The organism is Collinsella aerofaciens (assembly GCF_001404695.1).
GTDB classification, from domain to species: Bacteria; Actinomycetota; Coriobacteriia; order Coriobacteriales; family Coriobacteriaceae; genus Collinsella; species Collinsella aerofaciens_E.
On sequence record NZ_CZAQ01000027.1, the window covers coordinates 1 to 12,578 of the forward strand.

General features: G+C 60.5%; 12 protein-coding genes. 8 read left to right on the top strand and 4 right to left on the bottom strand.

The features are described from left to right. Nucleotides 1–316: 316 nt before the first annotated feature. The 4 genes from AQ996_RS07245 to serB all read right to left on the bottom strand — a co-directional run bounded on the left by AQ996_RS07245 (nt 317) and on the right by serB (nt 3,321). The gene (locus tag AQ996_RS07245) at nt 317–856 is read right to left on the bottom strand and encodes a TetR/AcrR family transcriptional regulator (RefSeq protein WP_055252248.1); all 540 of its coding nucleotides are present in this window, start codon (nt 854–856) and stop codon (nt 317–319) included. Between the two features lie 2 nt (nt 857–858). Further along, the gene (larC, locus tag AQ996_RS07250; protein ID WP_055252249.1) at nt 859–1,776 is read right to left on the bottom strand and encodes a nickel pincer cofactor biosynthesis protein LarC; all 918 of its coding nucleotides are present in this window, start codon (nt 1,774–1,776) and stop codon (nt 859–861) included. A gap of 10 nt (nt 1,777–1,786) precedes the next feature. Next, nucleotides 1,787–2,569: a nickel pincer cofactor biosynthesis protein LarB gene (larB, locus tag AQ996_RS07255; RefSeq protein WP_055252250.1), complete on the bottom strand. Its 783-nt coding sequence runs from the start codon at nt 2,567–2,569 to the stop codon at nt 1,787–1,789. Nucleotides 2,570–2,685: 116 nt separating this feature from the next. Then, a complete protein-coding gene (serB, locus tag AQ996_RS07260) occupies nt 2,686–3,321 on the bottom strand; it encodes a phosphoserine phosphatase SerB (RefSeq protein WP_055252251.1) in 636 nt (211 codons plus the stop codon). Nucleotides 3,322–3,577: 256 nt separating this feature from the next. Between serB and aspS the strand changes: the two genes are divergently transcribed. The 8 genes from aspS (at nt 3,578) to uxaC (ending at nt 12,532) form a co-directional block, all read left to right on the top strand. Continuing rightward, a complete protein-coding gene (aspS, locus tag AQ996_RS07265) occupies nt 3,578–5,365 on the top strand; it encodes an aspartate--tRNA ligase (RefSeq protein WP_055252252.1) in 1,788 nt (595 codons plus the stop codon). A 243-nt stretch (nt 5,366–5,608) separates the two neighbouring features. Continuing rightward, nucleotides 5,609–5,857, top strand: coding sequence for an HPr family phosphocarrier protein (locus AQ996_RS07270; protein WP_055252253.1), 249 nt, complete (start codon nt 5,609–5,611; stop codon nt 5,855–5,857). A gap of 237 nt (nt 5,858–6,094) precedes the next feature. After that, a complete protein-coding gene (locus AQ996_RS07275) occupies nt 6,095–6,337 on the top strand; it encodes a FeoA family protein (protein WP_040358815.1) in 243 nt (80 codons plus the stop codon). A gap of 36 nt (nt 6,338–6,373) precedes the next feature. Next, a complete protein-coding gene (locus AQ996_RS07280) occupies nt 6,374–6,595 on the top strand; it encodes a FeoA family protein (RefSeq protein ID WP_006234774.1) in 222 nt (73 codons plus the stop codon). 123 nt (nt 6,596–6,718) lie between these two features. Next, nucleotides 6,719–9,046 (top strand): ferrous iron transporter B, encoded by a 2,328-nt coding sequence (feoB, locus tag AQ996_RS07285; RefSeq protein ID WP_055252254.1) that lies wholly within the window; start codon nt 6,719–6,721, stop codon nt 9,044–9,046. Nucleotides 9,047–9,221: 175 nt separating this feature from the next. Next, nucleotides 9,222–9,422: a hypothetical protein gene (locus tag AQ996_RS07290; protein ID WP_035136858.1), complete on the top strand. Its 201-nt coding sequence runs from the start codon at nt 9,222–9,224 to the stop codon at nt 9,420–9,422. A 143-nt stretch (nt 9,423–9,565) separates the two neighbouring features. Next, nucleotides 9,566–10,645 (top strand): substrate-binding domain-containing protein, encoded by a 1,080-nt coding sequence (locus AQ996_RS07295; RefSeq protein WP_055252255.1) that lies wholly within the window; start codon nt 9,566–9,568, stop codon nt 10,643–10,645. Nucleotides 10,646–11,104: 459 nt separating this feature from the next. Then, on the top strand, nt 11,105–12,532 hold the full coding sequence (uxaC, locus tag AQ996_RS07300; RefSeq protein WP_055252256.1) for a glucuronate isomerase: 1,428 nt from the start codon (nt 11,105–11,107) through the stop codon (nt 12,530–12,532). Nucleotides 12,533–12,578: the final 46 nt, after the last annotated feature.

Genomic DNA, 12,578 nt, shown 5'->3' on the forward strand with positions numbered 1-12,578 from the left:
ACTGAAGGGACTGACCCCGGAGGAATTCCGGAATCAGTCCCTATGTGCGGCGTAGGCCGCTTATTAGCCCGTCCAAGAATTGGGGCGCAGTTCACACTTCGTGCGGCGGGGGTTCTTTCGTCCTGCGGAGTGCGCTGGGAAGTTACCCCATGCGGACAGCTACGGGGTCTTTGTTGCGTTCGTACAAGCAACCCAACATATATATCTGAATTTGGATGGCAGGGGCTTGTTGCTGGTAGGGGCGTTGAAGCGCGAGTGACACTTTGGGATGCGTGGTGCCTTGGGGTGGGGCGGTGCTTTGGGATGAGCTTCTTACTTAGTTGAAGAGGGGCTTTATGGCTGATAGGTAGTCTTTGGCTACGTCGGCCTTATCTGCTTGGAAGTTGTGCCAGGCCCACCATTGGACCATTCCTACGAAGCTTGAGGCTATGTGGTGTAGTAGGAAGCTTCGGTCCATGGTGGCGGCGGGGCCGTTTGGGTCGGTAGGGACGGTTTCGGCTGCGCGCGACATGATGGTCTTGCGGAGGCTGTCGGCGAAGATGCGTGAGCCGGCGCCGGCTACGAGGGCTCGGACGCCCTGGCGGCGCTCCCAGAGGTTGTTGAGGATATGCTCGACCTGCACGAGTGGGTCGTCGAGCGGTGTGCCATCGTCGTCGAGAGCGTGGGTGCAGATGTCGCTCACGAGCTCGGACAGTAGGTCGTCTTTGCTCTTAAAGAGGCCGTAGAATGTCGCGCGGCCTACGTGAGCGCGCGCGATGATGTCGCCGACGGTGATCTTGCCGTAGTCCTCCTCGCGCAAAAGCTCGGAGAACGCCGCGACGATCGCGGCGCGGCTTTTGGCCTTGCGGGCATCCATGGCTATGCGTCCGCGTCAACGAGCAGGCAGCGGAGCGTGCCGGAGCAGCCCTCGTAGGGGCGCTTGCCGGCGCCGTAGCCAACGGCTTCGATGCGGTAGCGGGCCGGCAGGTGCTCGGACGTGCGCAGTGCGGCGACGACGGCAGCGCCCGTGGGCGTGACGAGCTCGCCGGCGACCGGTGCGGGCGTGAGGGCGATATTGCCTGCTTGGCATAGGTTGACGACGGCGGGTACCGGGATGGGCATAAGGCCGTGGGCACAGTGGATGGTGCCGTGGCCCTCGGAGAGCGACTCGACGACAATATCCTCAATACCCAGATCGTCGAGGCAGATGGCGACAGAGCAGACGTCGACGATGGAGTCGACGGCGCCCACCTCGTGAAACAGGACGGTGTCGGGCGTTTTGCCGTGAGCTTTTGCCTCGGCATCAGCGAGTACGGAAAAAATGGCGAGCGCGCGACGCTTGGCGCCATCGCTTAGCTGCGAGCCATCGATGATGGCGGTGACGTCCGCCAAAGAACGGTGGTGATGGTGGTGGGCGTGATGGTGACCCTCGTGGCCATGACCGTGGGCCTCATGGTCATGCTCGTGGCAGTGTTCGTGTTCGTGCCCGCCATGGTCATGATGGTGGTGCTCGTGTTCGTGCGTGTGCTCGGCAGCTGCTTCGTTGCCGTAGAGCCAGGCCATATCGTGATCGTGGTTCTCGAGCTCCTCTGCAAGCTGGACGTCGAAATCGCAGGCGTCGATGCCATGCTTGTTTACGCGTGTAACGGCAATCTCAAAGCCACCGACCGGAAGTGTGGCGAGCTGCTCGCGCAGATGCTCCTCGCTGGCGCCCAGGTCGAGCAGGGCCGCGACGGTCATGTCGCCGCTGATGCCCGAGGTACCGTCGATGATAAGCGTGTGCTGATGATTGGACATGGAATGCTCCTTAACGGGCGCAGGACGTGCCGGCGCTCAGATGATTGATAAGACTTGCCTGGTAGGCGGCACCAAAGCCGTTGTCGATATTGACGACCGAAACGCCGCTGGCGCAGGAGTTGAGCATGGCGAGCAGCGCGGCTACGCCTCCAAAATTTGCGCCGTAGCCCACGCTGGTGGGAACGGCGATGACCGGGCAGCTCACCAGACCGCCGATAACGCTCGCCAGGGCGCCCTCCATGCCGGCGATGGCGATGACCACCTGCGCCTGAGCAAGTTCCTCGGCATGCGCGAGCAGGCGGTGCAGGCCGGCGACACCTACGTCGTAGAGGCGGTCGACCTCGTTGCCATAGAATTCGGCCGTCAACGCGGCTTCTTCGGCGACGGGTAAGTCGCTCGTGCCGGCGCAGGCGACAACGATGCGTCCGTTGCCGGCGGGGGAGGGCTTGCCGCCCACGAGGGCGAGCTGTGCGTCCGGGATATATTCCAGGTCGATGCCGTTGTCGAGGAGCTCCGAGGTACGGGTTGCCTTCTCGGCGTCCAGGCGCGTGACCAGGATGCGCTCCTGGCCGGCATCGCGCAGCGCTTTGATAATGGCGGCAATCTGCTCGGCGGTTTTACCGGCACCGTAGACAACCTCGCCGGCTCCCTGGCGCACCCCGCGCGAAAGATCGAGCTGCGCAAAACCCAGATCGGCGGTTGGCGCCGTCTGGATGCGCGTGAGGGCGACTTCCGGGGCGACTGCTCCGTCGGCAACATCGCTCAGCAATTGCTCAAGATCTCGCTTATCCATATATGTTCCCTTCGACGGTGCAAAGTCTAGCACGAGAAAGGTAGTTTCCGAACATTAGAACAAAATTGTTCGGAAACTAGACATAGAGGAATTGATTCTGTTGTTAGACGGATCGACTAGTCACGCAGGATGATGTCCATGGCGAGCATCAGGTTGCGCTCGTCGATGGCAAACGGGGCGGCCTCGCGCGTCTTGGGCTTGGCGCAAAACGCGATGCCCGTGCCCGCGGCCTGAATCATGGGGATGTCATTGGCGCCGTCGCCGATCGCGACCGTATGGGCCATGTCGACGCCGCACTCAACTGCCCAATCCAGCAGCTGGATAAGCTTGGACTCCTTGGTCACAATGTCTGCCGCCAGCTTACCCGTGAGCTTGCCGTCCACGACTTCCAGGCGGTTGGCCAGGCAAAAATCGATGCCCGCGGCAGCCACGATCTTGTCGGCGACCTCGTGAAAGCCGCCGCTTACCACGCCGACCTTCCAGCCCTTGCTGTGCGCCGAGCACACAAGCTCCAACGCGCCGGGGGTAAACGTCACGCGCTCAAAGGTGCGTTCGAACACGCTCTCGTCCAGGCCGGCAAGCAGCCCCACGCGTTCCTTGAGCGCCTGCTTAAAGTCGAGCTCGCCGCGCATGGCGCGTTCGGTGATCTGTGCCACCTGCTCGCCCACGCCGGCCTCCTCGCCCAACAGGTCGATGACCTCCTGGTTGATGAGCGTGGAGTCGATATCCATAACGATGAGGCGTGCAGTCATGGCGGGCCTTTCCGAGTGCTGTTTTATTGGGGCATATTGTCGCACGTGACGAGCGCGGGCGGGTGCCACGGCGCGTCAATTGTTTCGTCTCCGTCAAGTCTTTGGGCAGGAGCTACTTTTCCGCGGCACATCGACACAGGTGCGATAAGATAGAACGCCATGTCTGGCTGCGCGGTTTACGCAGGCTGGGCAAATCTGTACGACGCCGCCCGGAACGACACGGGGCGGCACAGATCCATAAAGGAGGATCACTGGTATGAGCCAGACCCGTCCCATCGACGAGCATTCCATGCACACCCGTACCTGCGGCGAGCTTCGCCGCGAGAACGTGGGCGAAGAGGTCACCCTCACCGGTTGGGTGAGCCGTCGCCGCGACCACGGCGGCCTTATCTTCTGCGACCTTCGCGACCGCGAGGGCATCACGCAGCTCACCTTCGACCCCGAGCACTCCGACGGCGACGCCTTTAAGATCGCCGAGACCATGCGTCCCGAGTGGCCCATCAAGATCCACGGCGTCGTGCGCGCCCGTGGCGAGGAGACCACCAATACCAAGCTCGCGACCGGCGAGATCGAGGTCCTGACCGACCACGCCGAGGTGCTTAACACGTCCGTCACCCCGCCGTTCCAGATCGAGGACGGCATTGAGACCAGCGAGGACACCCGTCTGCGCTATCGCTATCTGGACCTCCGTCGTCCCGAGATGATGGCCAACCTCAAGCTGCGCTCCGACTTCACCTTTGCCATTCGCGAGGCGCTGCACAGCCGTGAGTTCATGGAGGTCGAGACGCCCTCCCTGTTTAAGTCCACGCCCGAGGGCGCCCGCGACTTCATCGTCCCCAGCCGCATCCAGCCGGGCAACTTCTACGCCCTGCCACAGTCCCCGCAGCTCCTGAAGCAGCTGCTTATGGTCGGAGGCGTCGAGCGCTATTACCAGGTCGCCAAGTGCTTCCGCGACGAGGACCTGCGTGCCGACCGTCAGCCCGAGTTCACCCAGGTCGATATCGAGATGTCCTTCGTGGACCAGAATGATGTCATGAGCGCGCTCGAGGAGGTTCTGGCCGATGCCTTCGGCCGCATGGGTGTCGAGATGCCCACGCCGCTGCGTCGCATGGACTACTGGGAGGCCATGGACACCTATGGCTCCGACAAGCCCGATACTCGCTACGGCATGCACCTGGTCGACCTGACTGACATCTTTGCCAACTCCAAGTTCAAGGTCTTTGCGACTGCCGCAAACGAGGAGGGCTCTGTCGTCAAGGCCATCAACGCTAAGGGCGCCGGTGCCTGGGCACGTGCCAAGATCGACAAGCTCGCCGGCGTGGCCTCCACGTTTGGCGCCAAGGGCCTGGCCTGGATCGCCTTCCGCGAGGACGGCTCCATCAACAGCCCCATCGTCAAGTTCTTCTCGGACGAGGAGATGGCCGCTCTGCGCGAGCGCATGGACGTCGAGCCCGGCGACCTTGTGATGTTCGCCGCCGGCCCGCGCCTGCTCTCCGACGAGATCCTGGGCGGTATGCGTTCCCACATGGCCACCGCGCTCGAGATCAAGCGCGAGGGTCACGACTTCCTGTGGGTCGTCAACTTCCCGCTGTTCCACTGGGATGAGGACCGCAAGGCTTATGCTGCCGAGCACCAGCCCTTCACCCTGCCGACCGAGACCGACATCGCCAAGATCGAGGCCGATCCGTTGGCAGCCGGTTCTTGCACCTACGACTTTGTCATGGACGGCTTTGAGGCCGGTGGCGGCGGTATGCGTATCCACAACGCCGAGATGCAGATGTCCATGCTCAAGCTCCTGGGCTTTACCGAGGAGCGCGCCGAGTCTCAGTTTGGCTTCCTCATGGAGGCCCTCAAGTTTGGTGCACCCCCGATGGGCGGTTTTGCTCTGGGCCTGGACCGCGTGTGCATGCTGCTCACCGGTTCCGACTCCATCCGCGACGTCATGGCGTTCCCCAAGACGGCCAGCGGCTCCGACCTCATGTCGGGCGCCCCGAGTGCTGTTTCCGGCGCCCAGCTCAAGGACGTCAGCCTGCGCCTGATGTAGGCAAGCGGCTACATATTGCCCGTAACGAGGGGAGGACGTGTGCCTTCTCTCGTTTTTTATGCGCGGGCGTTGCGAGGGCATAGAGTGACTGGGCGTCGCGTAAACTGCGGCCCAGAATCCAGCCAAATAACGGGACGCACTTTCCGATCGAGCTTCTGGCGGGCCTCGACAAGCATCTAACGCTACAATAACTACCACGTGGCTGGGTTTGCCGGCCGAATGTGCGATGCCGCGGGAGGGGACATGGTCGAGTTTACAAAGACGATTAAAGATCCGTTGGGACTGCATGCCCGCCCGGTTGCCCTGCTCTACGACATCATTGCCAAGCACCGTAGCGACGTGTCGGTCAGCATCGGCGACCGCCATACCGACGGCCGCGATGTGATGGGGCTCATGGCTCTTTACGGCGAGTTCGGCGAGGATATTGTGTTCCGCGTTTCGGGCGTGGATGAGGCCTCGTGCGTCACGTCGATCAGAAACCTCTCGCTCTAAAGCGCAACAATGTGACAAGGGGACAGGCCCCTTTGTTGCATAAATTGGTATGACAAGGCACCGCAAAGAGATGGTCTTTGCGGTGCCTCTTTTGTTTCGTATAGGAAACTTTTTCGAAAACTGAATGGGGACCCTTCCAAAAAAGTTAACCACGTGCTAGTTTACTAAAGCGAACATAGACGTGGCTAACTTTTGCCATGTCGATGTTGAGGACGAACTGACGTTAGGAGCTCACTCATGTCTTGCGGACCGCAGATGCCGGCTATGCCGCTTTCGATGGTAAAGGCGGGCGAAACCGTGCGCGTGTCTCGTGTAAAGGGCAATGAGGACATGAAGCACCACCTCAAGGACCTCGGCTTTGTCGAGGGCAGCGAGATTCATGTGGTGAGCTCGAGCGGCGCCAACATCATCGTCACGGTGCTGGGCGCTCGCTTTGGCATCGATTCCAAGGTTGCCATGCACATCATGACCGTCGGTTAGTCCGCAGCATTTAAAAACTGAAAGGGGGACAAGTAAATGAAGACGTTGGGTGACGTTAAGGTGGGCGAGAGCTCTACCATCGTCAAGCTTCACGGTGAGGGTGCGCTTCGCCGCCACCTTATGGACCTGGGCCTCATCAAGGGCACTTCGTTCAAGGTCGTGAAGGTTGCACCGCTCGGTGATCCGGTCGAGATCAACGTGCGCGGCTACGAGCTTTCCATCCGCAAGGAGGAGGCTGCCGTCGTCGAGGTCCAGTAAGGACTCGCGGCGCATATTTCTGCAGATAAAGTTAGGTTTTTCTAACTTAATGCAGCATCTTTGAAGCACATTATCCAGCCCGCGCGGAGAAAGCAGCGCAGGCACACAAGGAAGAAGGATTGAATGGCGGATTCTCAGATCCATGTCGCGCTGGCGGGTAACCCCAACTGCGGCAAGACCACGCTTTTCAACCTGATCACCGGCGCTAACGGCTACGTTGGCAACTGGCCGGGCGTCACGGTTGAGAAAAAGGAAGCCAAGCTCCTAAGCGACAAGAGCGTCACGATTACGGACCTCCCCGGCATCTACTCGCTTTCCCCCTACAGCCCCGAGGAGCAGTGCTCGCGCGACTACCTCATGAGCGGCGAGCCCGATGTCGTTGTCCAGGTGGTCGATGCCACCAACCTCGAGCGCAACCTGTACTTGGCGCTTCAGGTTATCGAGACCGGCCTGCCCGTGGTCGTTGCCCTCAACATGGCCGACCTGGTCGAGAAGAACGGCGACAAGATCGACACGGACAAGCTCTCTAAGAAGCTCGGTTGTCCGGTCATGATGATCTCGGCTCTTAAGAACAAGGGTATCAAGGAGCTGTTCGAGCAGGTCAAGAAGTCCGCTGCTTCCAAGGGCCAGGTGCCGGAGCACAAGTTCGATTCCTCCATCGAGGACGTTCTGGACCACATCGAGAACAATCTGCCGGCGAGCGTTCCCGCCAACAAGCGTCGCTACTACGCCGTCAAGCTGTTCGAGCGCGACGCGGACGCCTGCAAGCTCATCAACCTCACCAAGGAGAAGGCCGCTCGCGTCGAGCAGCTGGTCGCCCAGTGCGAGCAGGATTGCGACGACGACGCCGAGTCCATCATCACCGGCGAGCGCTACGGCGTGATTGCCCACATCATCGACGAGTGCCTCACTAAGGCTCCGGCAAAGATGAGCACCTCCGAGAAGATCGACCGCGTGGTTACCAACCGTATCCTGGGCCTGCCGATCTTCGTCGTCATCATGTTCTGCGTGTACTACATCGCCGTTTCCACCCTCGGCGGCACGGTGACCGACTTCACCAACGACCAGCTCTTCGGCACCGACGGCTGGTATGTGCTCGGCCAGGGTCGCGACGCCTACGACGCGGCCGTCGAGGCTGCGGGCGACAATGCCGACTCGGTCGACCCGGCGCAGTACGGCCCCTATGTTCCGGGTATCACCACCGTGGTGCACGACGCCCTTGTGGCGGGCGGCACCGAGGACGGTGGCCTGGTCGATTCGCTGGTCTGTGACGGTATCGTCGGCGGCCTGGGTGCCATCTTCGGCTTCGTCCCGCAGATGTTCCTGCTCTTTGTGATGCTGTCTTTCCTGGAGGACTGCGGCTACATGGCTCGCGTCGCCTTCATCATGGACCGCGTGTTCCGCCGCTTCGGCCTGTCCGGTAAGTCCTTTATCCCCATGCTCGTGTCCTCGGGCTGCGGCGTCCCCGGCGTCATGGCCACCAAGACCATCGAGAACGAGAAGGACCGCCGTATGACGGTCATGACTACCACGTTCATCCCCTGCGGTGCCAAGCTGCCGATCATCGCCCTGCTCATGGGCTCCATCATCGGCGATTCTTCCACCACCGCCGCATGGATCAGCCCGCTCTTCTACTTCCTGGGCGTCTTTGCCGTCATCGCCTCGGGCCTCATGCTCAAGAAGACCAAGCTCTTCGCCGGTCGCCCGACGCCGTTCGTTATGGAGCTGCCCGCCTACCACTTCCCGGCGATCCGCTCTTGGGCGCTGCACGTGTGGGAGCGCTGCTGGGCCTTTATCAAGAAGGCCGGCACGGTCATCTTCGCCTCTACCGTCGTAGTTTGGTTCCTCTCCAACTTTGGTAGCTACAACGGTTCCTTTGGCTTCCTGCCTGCTATGGACGGCATCCCCGAGGAGTTTATGGACTACTCCGTGCTCGCCATGCTGGGCAACCTGGTCGCCTGGATCTTCGCCCCGCTCGGCTTTAGCACCTGGCAAGCCACCGCGCTGACTGTCTCTGGACTTGTCGCCAAGGAGAACGTCGTCGCCACCGCCGGCTCGCTGCTGTCTGTGGCAGATGCCGCCGAGACCGACCCGAGCTTGTGGACCGCGTTCGCCGGCATGTTCCCGACTATGGGCGCTTGCGTTGCCTTTGGCGCCTTTAACCTGCTGTGCGCCCCGTGCTTTGCCGCCATGGGCACTATCCGCAACCAGATGGACTCCGGCAAGTGGACCGCGATTGCCATCGGCTACGAGTGCGCCTTTGCCTGGGTGATCGGCCTGTTCATCAACCAGTTCTACAACCTGTTTGTGCTGGGACAGTTTGGTGTCTGGACGGTTGTGGCCATCGTGCTGCTCGTTGCGATGCTCTTCCAGATCTTCCGCCCCATGCCCAAGCATGTTTGGACCGACGAGGACGAGACCAACACCGCTTCTGCCACGGTTTCCGCCTAAGTCCGAATAAGGATTAGCCCCTTTCCAAAAGCCCGGGTGTCCCAGCGACCCCCGGGCTTTTTGGTGGGGGAGATGTGACGTTTCCGCAGATAAAACCGACCAAAATAAACCTGTCCCTTTTTGGTGGGTTGAGAATGGGGTAAAGTAAGTGATGGTTAACTAGAGGAGGCTTGCTATGGCACCTATCGATATTGTTGTACTGGCTGTTATCGGCATTGCGTTTGTCGCCGTGTGCGTGCGCATTTATCGCAAGGGCACCTGCGCCGACTGCGCTCAAGGTGGCGTTTGCACGGGACATTGCTCCAACAAAAAAACCTGCGCCGCACTTAAGGGCGTAGACAAAATCGCCGAAGACTTGGGCCGCGGTATCAAGTAAGGTCCGTCATCCAAGCGCCTCGCGAGCATCCGTTCGCGGGGCGCTTTGCACATTTGGGGGAGAGCGCGGCGAGTTGAAGAGTGATTTTGGGGTATCGTTACCTGTACTGTTAATTGGCAACTTATCTATAACGGAGTAACCCCATGAGCGCTCGCGTAACCATGAAGGACATAGCCGCCGAGCTTGGCGTTTCCATCAATACCGTGCACAAGGCCCTGACGGGTAAGGCCGGCGTGAGCGAATCCATGCGCTCCAAGGTGAATGCTAAGGCCGAGGCCATGGGTTACCATCGCAATACGAGTGCCTCGAGCCTGCGCCGCAAGGATATCAACCTGGTGTTTTGCCTGCCCCGCGCATCGCGCGAGGGGGCGTACTTTTTCCGTTACCTTTGGGAAGGCTGCAACCGCTTTGAGCAGGAGGTCATCGATCAGGGCATTACGGTTGAGCGCGTAGAATTTGGCGTAGGCGGCTACGCCGATGCGCTCGAGCAGATTGATGAGCGTCTGCAGGTAGGCGAGAAGATCGATGGTCTGCTTGCCTATGTTCCGGGTGATGACCGCGCGACCGAGCTCTTGAGGCAGATTGCCGAGGCGGGCGTGACAATCGAGCTCGTAGACGGCGACCGCCCGCACCTCGATCGCCTGGGTGCCAGTCTGGCGGACTATTCCGCGGCGGGCAGTCTTATGGCAGAGCAGGCGGCAAATCTGGTCCACGCTTCTGGGGCTGACGCCCGCGTGCTCCTGTTGGCGGGCGACCCCTATACCGATTCACACTACCTGACCGCCCGCGCCTTTCATAATTACCTGCGCGAACACGATATTCCATGGCAGGTTGAGGACCTTGCCGGCGCCCATGCGCAAGTCAAACAGCTCGAGCGCGAGCTTGAGCAGCGCTTGAGTGCGCCGGATGCTCCCGAGCTCATCTGTAGCGTTTTTGCCGTTGGTTCCGAGGTGGTCGCCGACGCGCTTGTTTCAAGCGGCAAGGCCGGCAAGGTCATGGTAATCGGCAACGACCTGTTCCCCGAGAGCGCCTTGGCCTTGCGCCGTGGCATCTTTACCAATATTGTCTATAAGGACCCGGTGAGCCTGGCCTACCGTGGCGCCAAGACCTTGGGCGAGTATCTGCTGTGGGGTAAAACTCCGGCGGAGCCCGTGCAGAAGGGTGCTGTGGAGATGGTGTTTGCCAGCAACGTCGACCGCTACTGCGAGCTTGCGGGAATTTAGCCGTTTAGTCAGGTACCCCCTCTTGCGACGTGCATTTTTTGGAGTATTCAGCAATGGCGTGTTCCGAAAGAGGCTAGGACGACGGTTTTAAGTGCCCCCGATGGCGTAATTCGCCATCGGGGGCACTTATTTATGCCGATTGGGCGCAATATGAGCATCAGATAGGGCTTCGAAGACGGTGCGCGGTGCGCTCCGATGCTGAATACTCCCAAAAATGCACGGCGGAGCATGACCCACCTGGCCAAAGCGCTCAAGTTCGGTATTCGGGGACGCCTGCCAATTCGCAATACATACAAGTCACGGCTCCAGTAACCGTTGAACGGGCAAAATCGACCGTTCACCCCATGGTGGTTAGGTGAACGTTCACCTTTTAAGTCGCAATGAATTAGTATAGTGAACGTTCACCTAGAGGATAACGAGCGCATCGTGCGCCCGCTCCGCCAACAAAGGGGTTGTTTGATGAAAAACTTCATGGACGATCAGGATTTCCTGCTGAGCACCAAAACCGGCGAGGAACTGTTCCACAACTTTGCCGAGGGTATGCCCATCGTTGACTACCACTGCCACATTTCTCCCAAGGAGATCTGGGACGACAAGCGTTTTGAGAACATCACCGAGGTTTGGCTGGGCGGCGATCACTACAAGTGGCGTCTGATGCGCGCCAACGGCGTCGATGAGCGCTTCATTACCGGCGATGCCCCTGCTCGCGAGAAGTTCCAGAAGTGGGCTGAGACCCTGGGCCGTTGCGTGGGCAATCCCGTCTTTGAGTGGAGTCACCTGGAGCTTAAGCGTTACTTTGGCTACGAAGGCGTCCTCAACGGCAAAACCGCTCAGGAGGTCTGGGACCTTGCCAACGCCAAGCTCGCCGAGGCCAGCTTTACCTGCCGCAACCTGATCAAGCAGTCCAGCGTTCGCATGATCTGCACTACCGACGACCCCGCCGACAGCTTTGAGTGGCACAAGAAGATTGCCGCCGACGACAGTTTTGACGTTCAGGTCGTTCCCGCCATGCGCCCCGATGCTGCCCTGCGCATCGAGCGTGGCCAGGAGTTCGCCGACTACTGCAAGCATCTCTCCGAGGTTGCCGGCGTTGAGATCAGCGACTTCGAGGGCATGAAGGCCGCCATCTCCAAGCGCTACGACGTTGCCCACGAGCTGGGCTGCCGCGCTTCCGACCACGCGCTCGACTACGTTATGTACGTTCCGGCTACCGCCGACGAGATCGAGACTATCTTTGCTAAGGGCCTTGCCGCCGAGCCGCTTTCCGAGGACGAGGTCCTCAAGTATAAGACGGCCTTTATGCAGTTCGTCGCCGGCGAGTATGTCCGCCTTGGCTGGGCCATGCAGCTGCACTTTGGCTGCAAGCGTGATAACAACCGCGCTATGTTCGCCAAGCTCGGTCCCGACACCGGCTACGACTGCATCTCCAACTACACGCCGTCCGACCAGCTGGCCGATTTCCTCAACTCCATCCAGGAGTCCACGGGTCTGCCCAAGACCATCCTGTACAGCCTGAACCCCATCGACAACACCATGATCGACACCGTGATGGGCTGCTTCCAGGAGGCTCCGACCGCCGGCAAGATCCAGAACGGCTCGGCCTGGTGGTTCAACGACAACGAGGTCGGTATGCGCGAGCAGCTCACGGCTCTGGCTAACGAGGGCGTGCTGGGCAACTTTGTGGGCATGCTTACCGATTCCCGCTCCTTCCTGTCCTACCCGCGTCACGAGTACTTCCGTCGCGTGCTGTGCGGCGTGATCGGCGAGTGGGTCGAGCAGGGCAAGTACCCCGCCGACATGGAGCTGCTGGGAGCCATTGTGCGCGACATCAGCTACAACAACGCGGTCCGCTACTTTGGCTTTGACCTGGATACCGTCGAGGCCTAAACCCGCATCGAACCACACCGAACTCGGGAGCGCCGTTGCCACACGC

What these genes read in the sequence shown, in the direction of transcription:
- AQ996_RS07245 (WP_055252248.1), bottom strand. Translation starts at nt 856, where the DNA reads ATGGATGCCCGCAAGGCCAAAAGCCGCGCCGCGATCGTCGCGGCGTTC.
- larC (WP_055252249.1), bottom strand. Translation starts at nt 1,776, where the DNA reads ATGTCCAATCATCAGCACACGCTTATCATCGACGGTACCTCGGGCATC.
- larB (WP_055252250.1), bottom strand. Translation starts at nt 2,569, where the DNA reads ATGGATAAGCGAGATCTTGAGCAATTGCTGAGCGATGTTGCCGACGGA.
- serB (WP_055252251.1), bottom strand. Translation starts at nt 3,321, where the DNA reads ATGACTGCACGCCTCATCGTTATGGATATCGACTCCACGCTCATCAAC.
- aspS (WP_055252252.1), top strand. Translation starts at nt 3,578, where the DNA reads ATGAGCCAGACCCGTCCCATCGACGAGCATTCCATGCACACCCGTACC.
- AQ996_RS07270 (WP_055252253.1), top strand. Translation starts at nt 5,609, where the DNA reads ATGGTCGAGTTTACAAAGACGATTAAAGATCCGTTGGGACTGCATGCC.
- AQ996_RS07275 (WP_040358815.1), top strand. Translation starts at nt 6,095, where the DNA reads ATGTCTTGCGGACCGCAGATGCCGGCTATGCCGCTTTCGATGGTAAAG.
- AQ996_RS07280 (WP_006234774.1), top strand. Translation starts at nt 6,374, where the DNA reads ATGAAGACGTTGGGTGACGTTAAGGTGGGCGAGAGCTCTACCATCGTC.
- feoB (WP_055252254.1), top strand. Translation starts at nt 6,719, where the DNA reads ATGGCGGATTCTCAGATCCATGTCGCGCTGGCGGGTAACCCCAACTGC.
- AQ996_RS07290 (WP_035136858.1), top strand. Translation starts at nt 9,222, where the DNA reads ATGGCACCTATCGATATTGTTGTACTGGCTGTTATCGGCATTGCGTTT.
- AQ996_RS07295 (WP_055252255.1), top strand. Translation starts at nt 9,566, where the DNA reads ATGAGCGCTCGCGTAACCATGAAGGACATAGCCGCCGAGCTTGGCGTT.
- uxaC (WP_055252256.1), top strand. Translation starts at nt 11,105, where the DNA reads ATGAAAAACTTCATGGACGATCAGGATTTCCTGCTGAGCACCAAAACC.